Below are 21,721 nucleotides of genomic sequence, written 5' to 3'. Positions count from 1 at the left end.
GTAGGAAATTATGAATATTCAGGACCTTATTATTAAGGATAAAGACCTTGTATTACTTGATGATGTATTCTTGAGTGGAGAAAACCGTTCAAAGATCGATCAACTTATTAAAGAGCATCGCTATTTTGAAGAGTTAAATGAGTACGGTCTACCAGTCAGTAATAAAGTCCTCTTGTTTGGTCATTCAGGTTGCGGTAAAACTACCACCGCCAAGGCCATAGCAAACAGCCTTGGAAAACCTCTGATTATCCTGAACCTGAGTAATGTGATCAACTCCAGGATAGGAGAAACCTCCCAAAATGTAAAGCAGGTATTTGATCGTGCAGCACGAGATAAAGCCGTATTGTTTTTGGATGAATTTGACCAATTGGGTAAGGCGAGGGGTGACGATGATAATGATGTTGGGGAAATGCGTCGCTTGGTCAATTCCATTATCCAGCAGATTGACTATTTACCAGCAGATGTATTGCTGATCTGTGCAACCAACCATGTAAACATTATCGATACGGCCTTGATCAGAAGGTTCCAGATCAGGATTCAATATGAAATGCCGGATCAAACAGCACTTGATGAATATTATGATGCCTTATTGGCGAGATTTCCTGATGAGCTACATCCTAAATCCAGGCGCTATGGAATATCTTTTGCAGAAGCAAAAGATAGCTTATATGCCATCGTAAAATCCAATCTGATCAAGAAATTGGACATGAAAGGCAGGATGTTGTAATAGTATGGTCTAAGGATTATGCCGTCTGAACCTGTGGTTTTTCCTTCCTGAAGATAATGAACATGAAAGCCACAATACCCATCAAGAATGGATAATACAAATATTGCATCACATCAATCGGGGAAAGTAATGCTCTTCCTTCTTCAGAAAGAACCACATTTGCCGCAGCCATTGCCGCAAGGATCTGCGCTCCATAAGGAACTAAACCTTGGATAAAACAGGAAATCGTATCCAATATACTGGCAACTCGACTTCCTTCCAGACCATTTTCATCTGAGATATCCTTTGCAATTGGTCCTACGATGACAATGGTGATCGTGTTATTAGCAATAGCTAGGTTGACCAAACTAACCAAAAAAGCGATGCTTAGCTCCGCCCTTTTCTTGGAATTAATGCGTTTGGTTACCGTATTCAATAGATAATCTATTCCACCATTTAACCTGATGATACCAACTACACCACCGATGATCAAACAAAGGATACTTAATTCAAACATGCCCGCAAAACCATCATTTATGGATTTTAAAACCGTCAGGAAATCAATGGAATCAGTGCTCAAGCCAATGATTGCAGCACTTAAAATACCGATTCCTAAGGTCCATATCACGTTTAGCCCAGATAAAGCGAGGATAAAGACCAAGACATATGGAAGGATTTTGATCAGTTCAAAATCCCCTACATTCATGTTTGAGCTATCATGTAGCATTTGATTGCCTTGGAATGCATAGATGATCATTACGATAATAGCAACCGGCAGCACCATTTTAAAATTCACTTTAAATTTCTCTTTCATCCCGACGCCCTGCGTTCTGGTGGCTGCAATGGTGGTATCGGAGATAAAGGAAAGGTTATCTCCAAACATGGAGCCTCCGATTACCGCTGCCAAGGCAATAGGCATGATCCCACTGATATTCTCATCCAAACCAACTGCAATAGGCGCAAGGGCTACAATAGTCCCAACAGATGTACCTAATGAGGTGGATATAAAACAGGAAACTAAAAAGAGACCTGATATGACATATTGTGCAGGGATATAGGTTAAGGCAAAGTTGATGGTGGAGGAGATGGCACCTATATTTTTGGATACTTCGCCGAATGCCCCAGCAAGTAGGAAAATCAAGATCATGATCAAGATGTTCTCATTTCCGGCTCCTTGCGCAAAATGTGCTAATTTTTCATTAAAAGCTCTTTTAGGAAATTGAAAAAAGGCGACGAAAAGACAAAGTACAAAGACTACTAAAACAGGTAAGGCATAGAAATCACCTAATATAAATGATCCTGCGAAGTAAATCACGACAAACAAGATGAGTGGTAACAAGGCCCAAATATTGCCTTTAGTCATAAGCTTAGATTAAATGAAAAAATTTCCCAAAATTAGCATATTATTCAGACAATCAAACCTTTCATGGATAGAGATTCCCTTATGAAGCTATATTTGGACATATTTTTAGCCATATAAACTGATTTTCAAAGCCTTGATGCTTTGCTAATAGGAAATAATGTGTAACTTTAGTTACAATCACCAGAATAAACATAAAACAATTGAAATGAAAAGAACCCCATTGACAACTTTAATTCTGTTGTTATTAGTGGCATTCGTTTTAGTGTTTGCTACTACCTGCTTCGGGATTCATTAACAAAAAAGCGAGATTTGATAACGCCATCAAATCTCGCTTTTTTGTTCATATCACTGGTATTTTAATCCTCTTTGTTTTCCCAGAAATCCGCATTTTTTATTCCGATAGCCTTAGGGTCAAAGGAAGGATCTTCAATTCCTTGTTTTCTTTTGCTTTTATAGTCTTTCCAAACCTTCATGGCGGGTTTGCTCAATAATAAGATGGCAATAATGTTGGTCCAGGCCATTAAACCTACGCCGATATCACCGATTGCCCATGCAGTATCAGCTGTTCTAACTGTTCCAAAATAAACGGTACTTAAAAAAACAATCTTAAATATCCAACCGAGGATTTTTCTTGTTTTCTCACTTTTTACGAGGTAAGCTACGTTGGTATCTGCATAATAGAAATAGGCCATAATCGTTGTAAACGCAAAGAAGAAGAGCGCAATAGCGACGAATCCATTTCCAAATCCAGGGAAATGATGGGATACGGCGGCTTGGGTAAATCCATTATAATCTACATTGGGTAAGTTTTCCACGAGCAGTGTGGTCGGTTGCCCTGCAGCATCCACATTTGTTACATTGTACATTCCTGTAAATAAGATCATCAAAGCAGTTGCAGTACAGACAAATAAGGTGTCCACATATACAGAAAATGCCTGAACCAAACCTTGTTGAGCAGGATGGGATACATCGGCCGCTGCTGCTGCGTGAGGAGCAGTACCTTGTCCAGCTTCGTTGGAGTAGATTCCGCGCTTAACCCCCCAAGCGATAGCCATACCGATAATACCTCCAAAAGTCGCATCTAAACTAAAAGCACTTTTAAAGATAAGTCCAAATACTTCAGGTATTTGTTGGAAGTTAATTCCAATGATGATTAAGGTCATTAAGATATATCCACCTGCCATAAATGGAACAACAAACTCCGCTACAGAACCCAGACGTTTTACTCCTCCGAAAATAATGAGGACCAATAATCCTACAATAGCAATTCCTGTGTAGGCAGGAGGGATTTGATAAGCGTTGAAAGCTGAGGAAGCGATTGCATTACTTTGCACACCGGGAAGCAGTAAACCAGCACTTACAATGGTTAGAATAGCAAATATTGCTGCGTACCATTTAACCCCTAGTCCTTTTTCGATATAGAAAGCAGGACCGCCTCTAAATTCATTGCCTTCTTTCTGTTTGTACAATTGACCTAAAGTCGCTTCTACGAAAGCTGAGGCTGAACCTAAAAAGGCAATGACCCACATCCAGAATACTGCACCAGGGCCACCATAGAATATTGCAGTTGCTACGCCAATGATATTTCCAGTTCCGACACGACCAGAAATTGCCAAGGCAAAGGCCTGAAAGGATGAGATGCCTTCATCTGATTTCTTCTTGGCGAAGAGCAACCTTAGCATGTCTTTTAAATAAGTAACTTGAAGGAATCCTGTACGAATGGAGAAGTAAAGCCCTGTGCATAAGCACAAATAAATTAAAACTTCACTCCATACTAGATTGGAGATCGAGGAGATAATATTATCCATTAATTTGGTTTAAATAGTTATTAGCCACTAATTATTGTGTAAAGTAAAGGTTTTTTTAGAAAATCTCACAAATTAATTATTTGAAGATTTTCGGAAGAATTCTTCCGCAGTACCTGAGGTTAATAGCTTGTCATTTGACGAAAATTTTCAAATTCCCTTGGAATTATGGATTTCAAGCTAGAATATTGTCTAATTATTACACGACTATTATTTGCTCCAAAATATGATGTTAAGGTTAAATTCCATATTCATTCTGTTTTCCGGAATTATTTTCCTGAATTCCTGCGCTTCAGTCAAAAACATTGAAATTAGAGATCTACTGCACCATAGCAATTGCAATCAGCAAAATGTGTATGAATATGAGGTAGATAGCCTTCCTATTCCTCTCCATGAACAGAACGTATCCCCATTGTTGGCGAATAAATTGACTTTCAGTAGCCTAAATATGGCTAATGCCATAGGTATTCTAAAGACCGTTTCTAAATATGCTGAGCTAAAACAAAATCCTAAACCTGAGGATCTCAGCTATAGACTGGAACTATTGGAACTGAAACAGGCTATCGATCAAAAGATCAACAGCTCTTCACTTGAAATTTCAGCCATTTCTTCTGAAATGGACTGTGAGGAGGAGCGGACCAGCCAAGTGGCCAATTACCTCGAAGGAAAGATCCAAGGAAAAGAGTCCAAACTGACTGTTGCCGCCATCGTAGTCGGTGCCTTGGGTGCGATCTTGACCGAAGGTGTGGTCAAGGATGAGGGGGCTAGCCATGTCGTTGGTATCTCAACGGGTGTTGCTGAGGCCACCTTTGGGGTGATGATGTTGTTGAATGATGAAAAGACAGATTTTTTCCATAAAAGAAATGCCTTGAGGGATGTGTGGTTTGGAGCAGCAACCTCGAAAAACTTTCCCGCTGCAGTTTGGTATTATTTAAATTACGCCAGTCCTGAAAATGGGATCAAGACTTCACTAAGAGAACAGATTGTTCAGAAATGGAGTAGTTTCGGGCAAATTACCAAATCATCTGAAAAAGAAATGTTGGAACTCTATTTTGGAGAAGGGGGAGAGTATACAAGCGAACAGTTGGAAAACAGAGCAGATATGTATGATCAGTTGGAGTCGAATATCAATTTGATGAAACAGGATTTAAAAGCCCTCTCTGCTGAATTGGAAAGACTATAAAAAAATGCCATGCTTAATAAAACATGGCATTTTTTCGATAAATCTAAAAATTATTGATTTGCTGGTTTCAATTCTAGTTCATAGAATTTAGGGTCATATTTCATCATTGCCCCAGTTGCAGCATCGATGGCCCAACCTACCATGCCCAGTAGGTTTAAAATGGAAACTGTATTAAAAGTAGTTTCAGGATTGAACTGGTACTTTTCATAGCCGTCCTTGGTTAACGTAATGACTGGACCATTAAATCCTTTCTTCAAGGAAACAGTGGCAGGAGTGACACCTCGATCTACCCCGTCCACTTGGATTTTAGCACCACTGGGATAAGATTTGATCAAGACATCTTGCTTGGTCCCCGTAAAAATAGTTCCGCATGAGCTTGTGAATAAAACAATAGATGCTAAGGCAATTAAAAATACTGCTTTCATGTTAAAATAATTAATAATTGTTAAAGTATATCGTATTGACTACATCTGGTTTGAAAGGTTTAAAGGGTGTTTATTAAATATTTTTAAGAAAATTAACCTACTGTTTTGTAATGTTCATGAAACAAAATGAAACTAAGATTATTGCTAGAAAATTGTGCAGAATCAAGGGATAAAAAGGACAGCTTACTACCTTCCCAAACTCAATAAATAACTGTATCTTTGCGACATGATTAACGTTTCGAATTTATCTCTTCGTTATGGCAAACGTGTCCTATTCGAAGATGTCAACTTAAAGTTCACTCCTGGAAACTGTTACGGTATTATTGGAGCGAATGGTGCCGGAAAATCGACTTTTTTAAAAATCATCTCTGGAGAAGTAGATCCTACTTCTGGATCAGTAGCCTTCACTCCGGGGGAGAGGATGTCTGTATTAAATCAGAACCACTACGCATTTGATGAGTTCTCTGTTATCGAAACGGTAATGATGGGTAACCAAGAGCTATATAAGGTGATGAAAGAAAAGGATGAAATCTACATGAAAGAAGATTTCTCCGATGCTGATGGTGAAAGAGCTGGTGAATTGGAAAGCCTTTTTGCTGAGATGGATGGTTGGAATGCTGAAAGTAATGCAGCAACCCTTCTGAGCAACCTTGGAATTAAAGAAGAACTTCACTATAAATTAGTTAAGGAGTTGGATGGTAATGAAAAAGTTCGTGTCCTTTTGGCACAGGCTTTATTTGGTAATCCAGATATCTTAATCCTGGATGAGCCTACCAACGACTTGGATATTAATACCATCGCTTGGTTAGAGGACTTCCTTGCTAGCTATGAAGCGATCGTATTGGTTGTTTCCCACGACCGTCACTTCTTAGATGCTGTCTGTACCCATATCGTCGATATCGACTTTGGTAAGATGACTATCTACTCCGGTAACTATACGTTCTGGTATGAGTCGTCGCAATTGGCATTGAAACAACGTGCTGACCAAAACAAGAAAATGGAAGATAAGGTGAAGGAATTACAGGAATTTATCCGTCGCTTCTCAGCCAATGCTTCTAAATCCAAACAGGCGACTTCCCGTAAGAAAGCTTTGGACAAGATCAATATTGAGGATATCAAACCATCAAACAGAAAGTATCCTGCGATTATGTTCAATATGATGGACAGAGATCCAGGGGATCAAATCCTGACGGTTGAAAATTTAGGCAAGACCGTAAATGGCGAAGTATATTTCAAGAATATCAGCTTTATGGTCAATAAAGGTGATAAGATCGCTGTATTAGCAGAGAATAACTTGATCACTTCTGCATTCTATGATGTTCTTTCTGGACGTGATAAGGATTATGTTGGTGAATTTAAATGGGGTGTAACCATTACTCCTGCAGATATGCCAATCGATAATGCTGAATTCTTCGAAGGGAAAACAGATAACTTGGTAGACTGGTTGAGAGATTATACCACTAAACCTGATGCAGATGAGCAGTTTATCCGTGGTTTCTTGGGTAAGATGCTTTTCTCAGGAGAAGAAGTACTTAAGAAGTGTTCTGTGCTTTCTGGAGGTGAAAAAATGCGCTGTATGTTCTCTAGAATGATGCTTCAAGGGGCAAACTTCTTGATTTTCGATGAACCAACCAACCACTTGGACCTGGAATCGATTACCGCATTGAACAACGGTATCAATGATTTCAAAGGATCGGTTCTGTTTACATCACGAGATCACGAGTTGACACAAACTGTTGCCAACCGTATCATTGAACTTACGCCAAATGGCATTATTGATAAGTTGATGACTTACGATGAATACATTAATTCTGAAGCTGTAAAAGCTCAAAGAGAAGAAATGTACCGATAAATATTTTTTTTATTTTTTTTTAGGGACTGAAGAAATTCAGTCCCTTTTTATTTGTTGAGCAGGCCTGTCTTAAAAACGATTCCCTAAAACTTTGTATCTTGCTTCAATAAAGGGGAGCATTCATTAGCCTTGGTGAAAAATTCAAATTTTTCCTATGCGTTTTTGTTCCCATTTCATCAACATCTTTTTTGTAGCCAAAATTCTTGCCCCCCATGTTATACTGAAGATTTATTTAGACCTTATTCGAGACACATTCCGAAAATTCGCTAAATGTTTAAGGTGAATCTGCATTTATACTGTAGAAATATTTGAACGGTTCCCGAATATGTCTCGAATGAATCCAGAATAAGGTCGGGATAAATTGCCCTTTAGAATTCTTGTATTTGTGGGCATGGATTCGCCAATCCCGCTTGGATTTTTATGGGTAAAAATATTCATCTAGGAAAAATAATTGATCAATACGTATCAAAAATTTTATCCATTGATACTTGGAATAGGCGATAGAATTGCTATATTTAGTGTTGCTAAATAGTATAAGCAAGAATATGCTATCATTTAAACCGAATTTAAATCAAGATCACAAAAGTTTATGAGTGTTTTTCAAATTAAAGAAAACCCTGAGGTTTTTGATGCCATTGTAGTGGGGTCAGGAGCTGGCGGCGGTATGGCTGGATATATTTTGGCAAATGCAGGGCTAAAAGTCCTGATGCTTGAGGCGGGGCCATTTTTTGATCCTGCAAAGGATGCATTGCAAATGCGCTGGCCATGGGAGTCTCCACGACGTGGGGCAGGTGTCACAAGGCCTTTTGGTGATTTTGATGCGGCTTATGGCGGTTGGCAATTAGAAGGAGAGCCTTATAGCAAAGTGGCAGGAACAGAATTTGAATGGTTCCGTGCAAGGATGTTAGGTGGAAGAACCAATCACTGGGGAAGGATTTCCTTACGTATGGGACCGGATGACTTCCAACCTACAGATGGCCTTACCGATGCCTGGCCTATTACTTATGATGAGGTTAAACCTTATTACGACCGTGTAGACCGTATGATCGGTATTTATGGTACGGTAGAAGGTATACATAATGAACCGGATGGAATCTTTATGAAACCACCTAAGCCAAGATTGAATGAATTGTTCATCCATAAAGGTGCTAAAAAAGCCGGTGTTCCTGTTATTCCTGGTCGTGGTGCGGTTTTAACAGAGGCGTCACCAGAAATTAAGGGTAGGGGAACCTGTTTCTATTGTGGGCAATGTGGTCGATCATGTAAGGTATACGGGGATTTCTCCTCTTCATCATGTTTGGTTATTCCCGCAATGAAGACCGGTAATTTGAAAGTGATTGACAATGCCATGGTTCGTGAGGTGTTGACCAATGACGAAGGATTGGCAATAGGAGTGTCATACGTGAACACTACAGACCTTCAGGAGTATTCCGTAAAAGGTAAGAAAGTTATCCTTGGTGCAAGTGCCTGTGAAAGTGCCAGACTCTTGTTGAATTCAAAATCTAAGGCGCATCCAGGTGGAATTGGAAACAGCAGTGGACTTGTTGGGAAATATTTACATGACTCTACGGGGGCAAGCTTAGGCGGATTTATCCCTGAACTTTTGGATAGAAAACGCTATAACGAAGATGGTACCGGAAGTGTGCATATCTATTCTCCTTGGTGGGAAGACAATAAGAAATTGAATTTCCCTAGAGGTTATCATATTGAGTATGGTGGCGGTTTACATATGCCATCCTACGGATTTATGAACTGGGTACCTAATGTAAACGGAATGGTTCCAGGAGCAGATGGTGCTAAAAAAGATATGGGAGGTTATGGCGCAGGGTTGAAAAACGATTACCGTCGTTTCTACGGGGCAAACGTGGGAATGGCAGGTCGGGGTACAGCTTTGGCGAGGAAAGACAACTATTGTGAAATTGATCCAAGCAAGGTCGATAAGTTTGGTATTCCAGTTTTGCGGTTCCATTATAAATGGGCCAATGAGGAAATTGCACAGGCGAAGCATATGCAAGATACTTTCCAATCGATCATGCATGAGATGGGAGCAATCATTACCTCCAATATTCCAGGTGCTGATACCTTATATGGTCTAGAGGCTCCAGGAAAGATCATCCATGAAGGCGGAACAACCAGAATGGGGAATGACCCTAAGTCTTCAGTTTTGAATAAATGGGGGCAGGCGCATGACTGTAAGAATGTATATGTGGTGGATGCTGGACCATTTGTTCAACAGGGCGATAAAAACTTGACTTGGACCATCTTGGCCTTGTCGATGCGTACAGCAGAATATATTTTAGAAGAAAACAAAAAATTAGCATAACCCAAAAGCGATGAATAGAAGAGATTCACTTAAAGCCTTAGGGCTACTTGCAGCAGGATCTGGTGTATTGGCCGCATCCTGTAAAGATGACAAAAGTTCGGGGCAAGCAGGAAAAGCTGCCGCTGGCAGTTCGGAAAAATTACCGGGGGTTCAGGAATTTGAATATAAACGTACAGAAGCCTTAATGGCTGAGAAGTTCTTTACGGATCATGAAATGGCGACCATCACGGTATTGGCGGATATCATTATTCCAAAAGATGATGTTTCAGGTAGTGCCTCAGAGGCTGGTGTACCGGCCTTTATCGAGTTTATGTCCAAGGATATCCCGAGCTATCAAACTCCTTTACGTGGAGGCTTGAAATGGCTTGATGTACAATGTCAAAAAACGTATGGAAATGCATTTGTAAAATGTAAGAAGGAACAGCAGATTGCGATGGTTGATGAAATTGCCTACCCGCAAAAAGCTAAACCAGAAATGGCCCAAGGAGTAGCCTTCTTTTCCTTGATGCGTGACCTGACTTCAACGGGATTCTTTACCAGTGAAATGGGCGTGAAGGATATTGGATACGTAGGTAACAAACCAGGAGTTTGGAATGGCGTACCTGCAGATGTCTTGAAACAATACGGTTTCGATCCAGAAAAGTTTTTTGGATAGGAATATCAAAAAAATTGGAAAGGGAGCTGAATTTCAGCTCCCTTTCTGTTTATTTTTTGATTGTTTCCACGATTTCCAAGATCAGAGGGTAGGTGTTTTCCTTAACCTTTTTCAGTTCGGAGGATTTTAACCATTCCGCCTGATCGATATCTTCTTCGAGTTGAGGTGTCAGTTTAGGGATTTTGTTAACACCCATTTGGTACCATTTAGTCTGTTTCAGTACGAATTTATTGCGCATATAATAGGTATGGTAGGTTGTTGCCACCTTTTTACCTAGGTAATCGACTTCAATTCCGCACTCTTCTTCGACTTCCCTGAGGGCGGCATCTTTCATTTTTTCACCTTCTTCGACCTTACCTTTAGGCAAGTCCCACTTTCCAAGGCGATGTATGAAGAGGTATTCACCATTACCATTAGTCACTAATCCACCGGCAGCTTTAACGATACGGGTTGTAGATAATATCTTTTTAAAAACTTTTCTGATATTAGGGTGTATGTATAGGTACACAGATTTATCTGTGCTGTGAGCGGAGTCGTTGAAAAGTTTTTCCAGATCAATGTCTTGTAAACCAATTGTTTGAACGTTTTCTTTAATATGAGGGGTAAAATCTGCCAAAATTAACAGAGATTGGTTCATATAAATTTTATAAATTTGTGCCATGAATTATTTAAATGAGGTTGAACAAAAAGTTGCTGAATCCTTATTGCAAATTAAAGCAATAAAATTACAACCTAAAAACCCTTTTACTTGGGCGTCTGGATGGAAGTCACCAATTTATTGTGATAATCGCGTTGCGTTATCGCATCCAGCTATCCGTACATACATCCGTCAAAAGTTGTCACAATTGATTCAAGAGGAGTTTGGTTCAGTTGATATGATATCGGGAGTAGCGACTGCAGGGATCCCTCAAGGAGTATTAGTTGCGCAAGATTTAGGCTTACCTTTTTCATATGTACGCAGCAGTGCAAAGGATCATGGTCGTCAGAACCTGATTGAGGGTGAAGTTATCAGTGGTCAGCGTGTTGTTGTCATTGAGGATTTGGTATCTACCGGAAAAAGCAGTTTGCAAGCCGTAAAAGCATTGCGTGATGCAGGTTGTAACGTTGTGGGATTGGTTTCAATCTTTACTTACGGACTAGAAGTTGCACGCAAAAACTTTGAAGAAGCAAAATGCACTTTCCACAGTTTGTGTAACTACGATGCCCTAATTCATGTTGCCGCTTCTAACAGCTATATCTTGGAATCGGATATTGAACTTTTGGAGAAATGGAAAATTGATCCAGCAAACTGGAACCCAGAATTATAAACTATGACTATTATTCAAAATACTGTAGAAATCAATAAACCCGTTTCTGAGGTTTATAATTTTCTTTCGGATATGAACAATCACGAGCAGTTAATGCCAGAAAACATCGTTAACTGGAGCTCAACAGCCGATGAGGCAAGATTTACCATCAAGAATATGGCTAAATTGTCCCTACGTATCAGTGAAAGATTAGAGAACAAAGAATTGGTAAGTGTGCCGATTGAAGAAGCACCATTTCCTTTGACATTACGTTGGAAATTGGAACCTTCTTCCGATAACAGTACCAGTGCCACATTCGTGATCGAAGCAGGTTTGAATATGATGATGAAAATGATGGCTTCTGGTCCATTACAGAAGTTAGTTGATTTTCAAGTTGATAAATTGAAATCAGTATTGGGATAGTTATATCCTGAAGATATGAAATAGGGAAGAGCAATGAGAATTGCTCTTTTTTTTGTGATAGGGAAGGTTTTGAACCAGGATGAATGGGATGAGAGGATGGGCCAAGATTAGGTTTTGAACCAGGATGCTAAGGATTAGAGGATGGGCCAAGATTAGGTTATGAACCAGGATTAAAGGGATGGGAGGATAAACCAAGATTAGGTTTTGAACCAGGATTAAAGGGATGGGAGGATAAACCAAGATAATAACAATTACTAGCTTTCCATTTATCAAGTTTCGTAGGCTGTATCGCATACGCCCGCCAAATACATTTCTGTAATTATTTTACACTTTAGGATGAATAAATACTTTTTAATTCAATTAAATTATTAATGGTTTCTAGTCGTATTGTAACCAATGACATATTTGAAGTTTGTCTAGAACCCCCAGCGGGGGTGACATCTTTGTAGAAAATCGAATCGCTAAACGGATAACCCACAGCGTGGGTGAAATATTTTTCTGAAAATCCCATTTATGGACATAAAATAATAAATAATAGTTCCCTCATCTTACGATTCGGCATGACAGCGATCCTAAAAAAATAAAAAATAGATTCTTCATTTCACTCTGAATCCCTCTTTAGGATATTTGCGATTCTGAGCGATTAGCGAAGAATCTGTCCTCTTCTCCTCTCACAATTCCTGTCATCCTGTACCGCAGGTACAGGAACTGTTCGCCAATGAAATCAATGTTTGTAAAGTTCAGAGACCCTTCCTGCCTACCAATGACATGTTTGTTAAATCTTTGTTTTTAGGTATTTAGCTCCTATATTTATTTTTCTGATTTATTTCTCTTTTGGCGAACAACTGCCCTGGAAGGGCAGAATTATTTTAGAATTGGTGTTGAACTATAGAGGGTTAATGCAAAAACGATGTTCGATTAATCGAACATCGTTTTTGCGCGAATTCCAGGCAAACGTGCCATGCCAGCTAAAATAATGGAACCCCAAAGGGGGTTCTATATTTAAAAAATAAAAGAGTTAATTTATTTTCATTGCCAACAAGCTGTCATCACCTTCCAATAAATTTAGCCCAAATTTTTACTTCTCTGGGGGACAGTGTGGAGTTATCCGCAGGTACAGGAACTATACGCCAATGGAAACTTTTAATATGTTCAAAATATGAAGCGGACCTATGCGATATGTCGCTTACAATGCGTGTTGCCTTTCCGGTGTGATCTTGGTCCATCCTCTCATCCTTAGCATCCTGGTTCAAACCAATTCTTGCCCTATCCGCTCATCCTTTACCCTGAGCGGCGTCGAAGGGAATCCCAGTTCAAATACTATAAAATAATACCTCAATTTTATTATTATGATAGAATCTTTCCTTATATTTGGGGCATATTTGCTAAAGACAATAGTCCAGATTTGAAACTCTTCTTTACATATATCCTATTAGTGAGTTTGACACTGCAATCTTTTTATCGCAGTATCATGACTATGGAGTATGAGATTCATCTTCCGGACTACATTGCCAACTGTATCAACAAGAGTCGCCCAGATTTACATTGTAATGGTCAGTGTGTGTTGATGCAAAAGATCAGAGACAAAGAGAAAAAAGAATCCAAAAAGAATTTCGTGGTCTATGAATATAGTTCGCATTATGTTCATAAAGAATTCAGTACGTTGATCAAACCTATTACGGTTGAAGAGCCTGTTGAAAAGCCTCTTCCAATTTACATCTCTGAATATAGATTTGAATTCAGCAATCCGCTTTTCCGTCCCCCAATTGCTTAATCCTTAGCAGTAGGACAGCCCTTTATGGAATTTTATTAAAATTGATCCTCATGCGCATGATGCATTTGTTGGTCTTTGTGCAATTTTTCTGAATTCCCTCTTACTGCCCTTCTTTTCATTTTTAAAACAGCAATACCTATTTAATAATGCAGAAAATAATATTGATTATTTCGCTGTGCCTATTATTCATATCCTGTACAAAAGAAAAAACAGATTATGAAGCTGAAATTGGCACAGAAGAACCTGAAAAACTGGAATTTAAGGAAGCCTATTCCTTTGAAAAAAATGGCTATAAAGTAAGTGTAGAGGCTTTGAATGGTACTTTGACCAAAGGGTATAATGAGCTTAGGATCAGAGTTTTTAATATACAAAGCAATGCAGAGGTCAATGCTGCATCGCTTGGCTTTTTACCGATTATGACAGGGGTAGAGGGTAAACAAGTGTCATGTCCTCATCGCTATCAATTGACATATAATTCAGAGGAGAAGTTCTATGCTGCCTTCGCTGTATTTACAGAGCTCAGCAGTAATGAAAATAAATGGGACCTGTATATCAGGATGAACGTTGGAATGCAAGAATTGCTGATCAAGGAACCGATTACAGTAAAAGAACAGACCAATAAAAACCTGAACATGGTTTCCTTTTTCGGAAATGACAATGAACAATATTTTATTGCACTCTTGGGGCCTCGGTCTCCAAAAGTAGCTGAAAACAACTTGTTGGCAGCAGTGTACAAGTACAATAAACCTTTGACTCCCTCAAAGACAGAGTTTCCTGATCCAAGTCAGTTCAATTATTCTGAAGTCAAAGGTTTTACCTTGAAATTGGATCCTAGGATGCCTGAACCTTCCATGGGAAACCATTCCTCGCCAAATAATAAGGACTTAGTTCAAGGGGAAGACGGTTTTTATCATGGCGTAGTAAACTATACCATGACCGGAAATTGGACCTTGAATTTCATTTTCATGAACCAAAACGGAAAAATACTTAAGGGAACTGAGGTTCCAAAGGATTTTACACCAGGTGTGGAAGGTAAAAAAAGTGAACTGTTCATTGATATATTATTCTAAAAGCTATGCGTAAAATCATTTCCATCCTTGTGCTTATCCTTATTTCCCTACAATCTCAAGCACAGGATACATTAAGGAATAAACAAGATACGGTTCAAAAGATTGAAGAGGTTAAAGTAAAAGGGGTTCGGAAACGAAAGATTGAGACGGAAATGAAAATGGCTGTTTCGGTGGATGAATTCCTAGCCTCATCAGATAAGATCAGTTTTATCAAGAGGGGGGCTTATGCTTGGGAGCCCATGCTGAACAATATGAGCTCGGAACGTTCGACCATTACCATTGACGGGATGCATATTTTTGGCGCCTGTACAGATAAAATGGATCCCATTACTTCCTATGTGGAGAGCAATAATCTGTCAACCATTGATATCAAATCTGGTCAAGAAGGAAGCATGCATGGAGCCACAGTTTCTGGAAGCATTGATCTGAAGCGAAAAAGTACGGCATTTGATAGCGTTTCATATTATAAAGGCTCTTACCAAAGTGGCTTTGAGTTCAACAATAACCAATTCTTTAACTTAGGCAACCTTTCCTATAGTAGCGATAAGTTTGTAGCGGACGCAAGTGTTGCCTATCGTAAAGCAGGCAATTATCTTGATGGGAATAATGAGGAGGTCAAGCATTCGCAATACCGGAAGTTCAATAGTTCACTTGGACTTGCCTATAAGACCAGTGATCTTTCATCCATCCGAGTAGATGCAATCTTTGACCAAGCTAATGATGTAGGCTATCCTGCCTTACCAATGGACCTATGGCTTTCCAGGGCAATCATTACTTCAGTTGCCTATAAACAATTGTTTGAGGAGGGCCTATTTAAAGTTTGGGATACCAAAGTCTATTTTAATGCCATCGAACATTATATGGACGATACCAAAAGACCGGAAAATCTTGTTCATATGGATATGCCTGGTTGGAGCAATACATTTGGTCTGGTGTCTAGTGTGAACCTCAAAGAAGGTCGGTACAGTTCAGATATCCAATTGAATGCCTATCAGAACCTATCGATTGCAGAAATGACCATGTATCCACAGGATCGTAGCAAGAAAACCATGTTTGCCTACAGTTGGCCTTGGGTAACTAGCAGATTTGCCAGTGTATCGATGAACAATTCCTATGATTTTACGGAAAATAGCAGATTAAATTTTGGTGGATCATTGGGCTATAACTATAACCATTCCAAGTATGTGGAATTTAACTGGATTTTTCACCCAGGCACTCCTCAGGAAAAGAGTAGGATCCTTCCAGGCTTACATGCCAGTTATGACTTAAGCGTTGAGAGGTTTAATTTTTCTGTGGGAACAGGTTATGGACAGCGAGCGCCGTCGGTATCAGAAGGTTATGGTTATTATATCTACAATAGTTTTGATCGCTACGATTATATCGGTAATCCAGATCTGAAAAATGAAATATCCTTTGAAGGAAATGCGAGTGCCGGTTACAAGACAGAAAGAATGGGGATCGATGCAAAGGTTAACTATTTCTACATTCAAAACTATATCGTAGGAAGGATCTTAAGCTTAGGGAGCCCGATGAACTACCAATCGGTAGGAGTAAAAGGATATTCCTCTTTAGATCATGCCAGGATTTTCAATTTCAGTTTAAATGCTAATTATGATATCCTGCCACACCTGCATTGGAAAGGGAATGTAACCTATGCCCGTGCAACAGATGAAAGAGGCGGAAACCTACCTTTTATCAGGCCATTGAGCTATCAGACTTCCATACATTACATGTATAAGCAGTTTGGAATTCAGACCTCCCTAAATGGCGACATGGAACAGCGAAATTATAGCCCTGAGTATGGTGAAGACCTCACATCGGCCTATCAGGTATGGAATGTGTCGGCAGACTATAACCTGACCTTTGGGAAGTATACAGCCATGGTTCAGGTCGGAGCTGAAAACCTATTCAATGAATATTACAGCACTTATGCAGACTGGGGAAATATCCCAAGAATGGGAAGGAATATTTTTACGTCCATAAAATTAAGCTTCTAAGATGTTGGTTCGAGTAATAAGTGGTTTATTGATGTTATTGTCTGTGCTGGTCGGTTTTCAGCAGGCTATAATCGTTATGCACTTTAAGCTCAACCAAGAAAAGATTGAAATGGCTTATTGCGAGAACAAAAATAAGCCCGAGATGCAATGCCATGGACTTTGTCATTTGAAAAAACAATTGGAAGATCAGGAAAATTCAGAAACAGCACCCCCCAAGAATTATCCTAGGGTAGATATGCTCGTTGCCACAGATTTTGAATTTATTTTAAGTGATTATGATTCGGAATGCAGTGAAGTAATCACTGGTTATCAAGAAGTCTATTATAAGGAACCCTTAAGGGAGATTTTTATACCACCGCCTATCTGGTATATAGTATAAGTTTATATAAGAGAAGTTAATGTTATAAAAATCAAATAATTAAAATAATTAAGAAATTAATCTAATGAAAAATTCAATCAAATATATTGCTGCTTTACTTGCTGTTTCTTTGTTCGTGTCCTGTTCTAAGGATAATGTTGATCCAGTAGCCAATAATATTACTTTACACTTTGATAATACCTTTAAGGGGAAAAGTATCGTACTTGGTGATGCAAATAGCAGTACCGCAAGCCAAAACACTTCAGCTGCCGGACAGGTACATCAGTTCTCTGAAATCAAGTATGTAATCAGTAACATTCGTTTGATCAAAGCAGAAGGTACGGAAATCCCATATAACATTAATGATCTAGATAAAGGGGCTGCTGTAATCAATCAAGCTAAAGCGACGACTTTAGATTTTGTGTTGAGCAATATCCCTTCAGGAGAGTACAAACAGATCAAATTTGGTCTGGGTGTAAAGCAGGAATTGAATACCTTGGATGAAACCAAGTTCCCTAATTTTTATAAGGCGGCAGGTGCCAATGATACCGAAATGATGTGGGAGTGGGGTTCAGGCTACCGTTTTACTAAACTTGAAGGTTTCTATGGAGCAGATCATAAAAAGATGTCTATCCATACCGGTAGTACAGTTGAAGGTAAAGAAGGAGCTTATACCCAAGGAGTAGATGCCTATAGAGAAATTTCTTTGAATCTGACTTCAGTAGCTACTGTAGGACGTACTTCTCCAAAAATCACCATCAATGCTGATTTTGATAAGTTATTAAGTGGAAAGACCAATACCATTACCTTGTCAACGGGTACTGGAATGGGTGACAATGCTACGCCGAATATCCATACTGCTGTGCAGATGGTGAAATTCGTTGACAATTTAGGTGGAAATGGAAGTAGCGACCTTTCAGGTATGTTCTCCATTAGCAAGGTAGAAAATTAATACATTAGAGCCTTTCTTATTCGAGAGTAAGGAAGGCTCTTTCTTTTATTTTTTCCATATGAGAAAGATAAAATGGTTAGTCGTTCTATTCCTTGTGCTTGGATTTGTGAGTTCCTGTCAAGACAGGGAAGAAATTGAAGAAATTCCATTTGACAATCCTGAAATACCTTTGGATATCCCTATGGATTTTCCTGCGATGAATTCTTCGGTTCAGGGGAATAAGCCTACAAAATATGGAGTGGAACTTGGGAAGCTGCTCTTCAATGAAAAAAGGTTCAGTGGAAATAATACGATTTCCTGTGCTTCTTGCCATCAGCCTGAAAAGGCATTTGCGGATGAGAATCCTAAATCTATAGGGGTATACAATCGAGTTGGGCTAAGAAATACGCCTGCTGTCCAAAACATGGCCTTTATGAGGCATTATAATTGGGATGGTAATATCCTTCAACTAGAGAAACAGCCTTTGGTGCCTATCATTACTCATGAAGAGATGAATTCATCGATCATGGAAGTCATTGCTAAACTTCGGGATGATCCTACCTATAAAGAGATGTTCAGGAAGGCATTTGGCGATGAACAAATCACTGCTGACCGAATTTATAGAAGCATAGTTCAATTTGAATATACATTGATCAGTGCAAATAGTAAATACGATAGGGTTGTCCATCAAGGTAGGGAGCAATTTACCGAGTCGGAGGAAAAAGGGTTAAGAGTGTTTGAGGCGAAATGTAAAAGTTGCCATGGAACAGGGCTGTTTACCGATCAGAGCTTTCGGAATATTGGTTTCCCGATTAACCCTGATACAGAAGAGGCGGGAAGAGCACGAGTAACGGGAGATCCAAAAGATTGGATGAGCTATCGGGTCCCTTCGTTGAGAAATATTGAATTTACTGCGCCTTATGGGAGCTTTGGGCAATTTAAGACGTTAAAAGACGTATTAGATTATATGGATCAAGGTGTTTTGTATGCAGAGAATTTAGATCCTATTTTTAAGGCAAATGGGAATAGGTTACCTATGAGTGAAGAAGAGAAAGCAGACATCATCGCTTTCCTGAAAACATTGAGCGATCATTCTTTTGTTGCTCGAAAATAATTGATTTTACATTCAAAACACTTATTGTTGGTTTAATTGGTCTTTTGTGAGCAATAGATTTTGTATTTTTGTCATATTTGCATGAGCATAACATTAAATAGAAAATGGAGTTAAACTTAAAGCGCCCGTTGGCATTTTTTGATTTGGAAACTACGGGTGTCCAAGTGTCAAGTGATAGAATTGTAGAGCTTTCCATATTGAAGGTCAGTCCAGGTGGAAAAGAAGAGACGTTGACAATGAAGGTGAACCCTGAGATTCCGATTCCGGCTGAGTCTTCTATGTTTCATGGGATTTATGATGAAGACGTAAAGGATTTGCCGAATTTCCAAGCGAGGGCGAAAGAAGTTGCTGATTTTATTGGAGATGCGGATTTAGCAGGATACAATTCAAACAAGTTTGATGTTCCAATGTTAATGGAAGAGTTTTTACGCGCAGGGGTTGACTTCTCTTTAGAGGGAAGGTCCTTTGTCGATGTACAGAACATTTTTCACCAGATGGAGCAGAGAACGCTAAAGGCGGCTTATAAGTTTTATTGCAATGAAAGTCTAGACAATGCCCATACTGCTGAGGCCGATGTAAGAGCAACCTATGAAGTCTTGAAAGCACAGTTGTCTAAATATGAAAATGTAGAATATGAGGATAAGCATGGGGTTGTTTCTGTACCTGTAGTTAATGACGTTGAAGCTTTGCATTCATTTACCAACTTGAGCAGACCGGTGGATTTTGCCGGACGTTTGGTCTTTGATGCGGATGGCGATGCAAGCATTAACTTTGGAAAACACAAAGGGAAAAAAGTTGTTGATGTTTTTGATGTTGAACCGAGCTATTATGCTTGGATGCAAAATGGAGATTTCCCATTGTATACCAAGAAGGTATTGGAAGGAATTTGGAACGAGCATAAAAACAAGAAAAGAGAGGCAAGGGTAAACAATCCGGTCCAAGCAACAAGTCCAAGTAAGGATTTTAAAAAACCGGAAAGGAAACCAGAGCCAAGTAAACCCATTACCAATGATATGTTAAAGGGTTTGCAAGATAAATTTAAAAAATAAAGAACCATTCAATATTATGATGAATAAAGAACAAGAGATTGAACGTATTTCCTGTTTAATTATAGGATCAGGACCTGCTGGATACACTGCTGCCATTTACGCTGCACGTGCTGATTTAAAACCTGTTATTTATACGGGTATGGTTCCGGGAGGACAATTGACCCAGACTACAGAAGTTGATAATTTTCCGGGTTACCCACAGGGAATCACTGGTCCGGTAATGATGGAGGATTTACGTGCTCAAGCTGAGCGTTTTGGAACAGATGTACGTTTTGGATATGCTACGAAGGTTGATTTTTCAACGGATGGTGGAATCCATAAGGTAGAGATTGATGGGGTTAAGACCGTTGAGGCTGAAACTGTTATTATCGCTACGGGTGCAACTGCGAAATGGTTAGGATTGGATTCGGAAGAAAAATATAACGGATTTGGTGTTTCGGCTTGTGCTGTATGTGATGGATTTTTCTACAAAGGTCAAGATGTTGCCATTGTAGGAGCTGGAGATACGGCCGCTGAAGAAGCAACTTACTTAGCTAAGCTTTGTAGAAAGGTTTATATGTTGGTTCGTCGTGATGAATTCCGCGCTTCTAAAGCAATGGTTCATCGTGTGAACAATACGCCAAACATTGAAGTTCTTTATAATACGGAAGCAGTAGAGATTTTAGGAGATGGTCAAGTGGTAACCGGAGTACGAGTGATCAATAACGAAAGCAAAAATCTCCAAGACCTAGATGTTACGGGATTCTTTGTCGCTATCGGTCATAAGCCAAATACAGAGTTGTTCAAAGGGATCTTAGATATGGATGAAACTGGTTATTTGATAACCAAAGCCGATAGTACGGCTACCAATATCCCTGGTGTTTTTGCTTGTGGAGATGTTCAAGACCATGTTTTCCGTCAAGCGATCACAGCTGCAGGAACTGGTTGTATGTCTGCATTAGAAGCAGAGCGCTATTTAATGGCTAAGGAAGACGTGGTGCTTTCTTAATATAGACATAAGACATTAGACAACAGATCTTTTATTTCGCCGATTGTAAGGGAGTCTATTAGATTTTTTTAATTGGTGTTTTGAAATATTTAATAATGAAGAGCCTTTCTAATTTTTAGAGAGGCTCTTTTTGATGTTTGAACCAGGATTAAATGGATGAGAGGATGTGCCAAGATTTGGGGAAAGAACCAGGATTAAATGGATGAGAGGATGTACCAAGATTTGGGGAAAGAACCAGGATTAAATGGATGAAAGGATGTACCAAGATTTGGGGAAAGAACCAGGATTGAATGGATGAGAGGATAGACCAAGATTTGGGGAAAGAACCAGGATTAAATGGATGAGAGGATGTGCCAAGATTTGGGGAAAGAACCAGGATTAAATGGATGAGAGGATGTACCAAGATTTGGGGAAAGAAC

19 protein-coding genes are annotated in these 21,721 nt (G+C 39.3%); 15 read left to right on the top strand and 4 right to left on the bottom strand.

Annotated elements, in window-relative coordinates; translation table 11 throughout:
* The first annotated feature begins 10 nt into the window (after window positions 1-10).
* Window positions 11-727 (top strand): AAA family ATPase, encoded by a 717-nt coding sequence (locus ACWIB3_RS08585; RefSeq protein ID WP_313258192.1) that lies wholly within the window; start codon window positions 11-13, stop codon window positions 725-727.
* A 16-nt stretch (window positions 728-743) separates the two neighbouring features.
* Here ACWIB3_RS08585 and ACWIB3_RS08580 read toward each other — a convergent pair whose 3' ends face one another.
* Together ACWIB3_RS08580 and ACWIB3_RS08575 are read right to left on the bottom strand one after the other, a co-directional pair.
* On the bottom strand, window positions 744-2,069 hold the full coding sequence (locus ACWIB3_RS08580) for a Na+/H+ antiporter NhaC family protein (protein ID WP_454291372.1): 1,326 nt from the start codon (window positions 2,067-2,069) through the stop codon (window positions 744-746).
* A 356-nt stretch (window positions 2,070-2,425) separates the two neighbouring features.
* A complete protein-coding gene (locus tag ACWIB3_RS08575) occupies window positions 2,426-3,877 on the bottom strand; it encodes an alanine/glycine:cation symporter family protein (RefSeq protein ID WP_254529949.1) in 1,452 nt (483 codons plus the stop codon).
* 223 nt (window positions 3,878-4,100) lie between these two features.
* On the opposite strand from ACWIB3_RS08575, the gene ACWIB3_RS08570 reads away from it, so the two are divergent.
* Window positions 4,101-5,057 (top strand): hypothetical protein, encoded by a 957-nt coding sequence (locus tag ACWIB3_RS08570; protein ID WP_313258186.1) that lies wholly within the window; start codon window positions 4,101-4,103, stop codon window positions 5,055-5,057.
* 50 nt (window positions 5,058-5,107) lie between these two features.
* Here the strand turns inward: ACWIB3_RS08570 and ACWIB3_RS08565 are convergent, their stop codons facing one another.
* The gene (locus tag ACWIB3_RS08565; protein WP_185211868.1) at window positions 5,108-5,482 is read right to left on the bottom strand and encodes a PEGA domain-containing protein; all 375 of its coding nucleotides are present in this window, start codon (window positions 5,480-5,482) and stop codon (window positions 5,108-5,110) included.
* 226 nt (window positions 5,483-5,708) lie between these two features.
* On the opposite strand from ACWIB3_RS08565, the gene ACWIB3_RS08560 reads away from it, so the two are divergent.
* The 3 genes from ACWIB3_RS08560 to ACWIB3_RS08550 all read left to right on the top strand — a co-directional run bounded on the left by ACWIB3_RS08560 (window position 5,709) and on the right by ACWIB3_RS08550 (window position 10,312).
* Window positions 5,709-7,334: an ABC-F family ATP-binding cassette domain-containing protein gene (locus tag ACWIB3_RS08560; RefSeq protein WP_185211869.1), complete on the top strand. Its 1,626-nt coding sequence runs from the start codon at window positions 5,709-5,711 to the stop codon at window positions 7,332-7,334.
* A 589-nt stretch (window positions 7,335-7,923) separates the two neighbouring features.
* Window positions 7,924-9,657, top strand: a complete 1,734-nt coding sequence (locus tag ACWIB3_RS08555) for a GMC family oxidoreductase (protein ID WP_185211870.1) — start codon at window positions 7,924-7,926, stop codon at window positions 9,655-9,657.
* A gap of 10 nt (window positions 9,658-9,667) precedes the next feature.
* Window positions 9,668-10,312, top strand: coding sequence for a gluconate 2-dehydrogenase subunit 3 family protein (locus ACWIB3_RS08550; protein ID WP_454291371.1), 645 nt, complete (start codon window positions 9,668-9,670; stop codon window positions 10,310-10,312).
* A 49-nt stretch (window positions 10,313-10,361) separates the two neighbouring features.
* On the opposite strand, the gene ACWIB3_RS08545 is transcribed toward ACWIB3_RS08550, so the two are convergent.
* Window positions 10,362-10,949 carry an NUDIX hydrolase gene (locus ACWIB3_RS08545; RefSeq protein ID WP_237235561.1) on the bottom strand — a complete coding sequence of 196 codons (588 nt, stop codon included), beginning with the start codon at window positions 10,947-10,949 and terminating at the stop codon, window positions 10,362-10,364.
* A gap of 22 nt (window positions 10,950-10,971) precedes the next feature.
* On the opposite strand from ACWIB3_RS08545, the gene pyrE reads away from it, so the two are divergent.
* From pyrE to trxB, 10 genes are all read left to right on the top strand, one after another.
* On the top strand, window positions 10,972-11,619 hold the full coding sequence (gene pyrE / locus ACWIB3_RS08540) for an orotate phosphoribosyltransferase (protein ID WP_185211873.1): 648 nt from the start codon (window positions 10,972-10,974) through the stop codon (window positions 11,617-11,619).
* 3 nt (window positions 11,620-11,622) lie between these two features.
* Window positions 11,623-12,021, top strand: coding sequence for an SRPBCC family protein (locus ACWIB3_RS08535; RefSeq protein ID WP_185217849.1), 399 nt, complete (start codon window positions 11,623-11,625; stop codon window positions 12,019-12,021).
* A gap of 1,477 nt (window positions 12,022-13,498) precedes the next feature.
* Window positions 13,499-13,795: a hypothetical protein gene (locus tag ACWIB3_RS08530; RefSeq protein WP_093095895.1), complete on the top strand. Its 297-nt coding sequence runs from the start codon at window positions 13,499-13,501 to the stop codon at window positions 13,793-13,795.
* A gap of 146 nt (window positions 13,796-13,941) precedes the next feature.
* Window positions 13,942-14,865, top strand: coding sequence for a hypothetical protein (locus ACWIB3_RS08525; RefSeq protein WP_454291370.1), 924 nt, complete (start codon window positions 13,942-13,944; stop codon window positions 14,863-14,865).
* 5 nt (window positions 14,866-14,870) lie between these two features.
* On the top strand, window positions 14,871-16,862 hold the full coding sequence (locus ACWIB3_RS08520) for a TonB-dependent receptor (protein WP_454291369.1): 1,992 nt from the start codon (window positions 14,871-14,873) through the stop codon (window positions 16,860-16,862).
* A gap of 1 nt (window position 16,863) precedes the next feature.
* Window positions 16,864-17,241 (top strand): hypothetical protein, encoded by a 378-nt coding sequence (locus ACWIB3_RS08515; RefSeq protein WP_185211879.1) that lies wholly within the window; start codon window positions 16,864-16,866, stop codon window positions 17,239-17,241.
* Window positions 17,242-17,305: 64 nt separating this feature from the next.
* The gene (locus ACWIB3_RS08510; protein ID WP_185211880.1) at window positions 17,306-18,172 is read left to right on the top strand and encodes an MbnP family protein; all 867 of its coding nucleotides are present in this window, start codon (window positions 17,306-17,308) and stop codon (window positions 18,170-18,172) included.
* Between the two features lie 58 nt (window positions 18,173-18,230).
* Window positions 18,231-19,265: a cytochrome c peroxidase gene (locus tag ACWIB3_RS08505; protein WP_454291368.1), complete on the top strand. Its 1,035-nt coding sequence runs from the start codon at window positions 18,231-18,233 to the stop codon at window positions 19,263-19,265.
* Between the two features lie 104 nt (window positions 19,266-19,369).
* Window positions 19,370-20,314: an exonuclease domain-containing protein gene (locus tag ACWIB3_RS08500; RefSeq protein WP_454291367.1), complete on the top strand. Its 945-nt coding sequence runs from the start codon at window positions 19,370-19,372 to the stop codon at window positions 20,312-20,314.
* Between the two features lie 19 nt (window positions 20,315-20,333).
* Window positions 20,334-21,302 (top strand): thioredoxin-disulfide reductase, encoded by a 969-nt coding sequence (trxB, locus tag ACWIB3_RS08495; RefSeq protein WP_185212099.1) that lies wholly within the window; start codon window positions 20,334-20,336, stop codon window positions 21,300-21,302.
* Window positions 21,303-21,721 lie beyond the last annotated feature (419 nt).

Source organism: Sphingobacterium sp. NPDC055431 (assembly GCF_053644255.1).
Note: the sequence above shows the minus strand (reverse complement) of the source record. Positions and strands in the feature narration are given on the sequence as shown.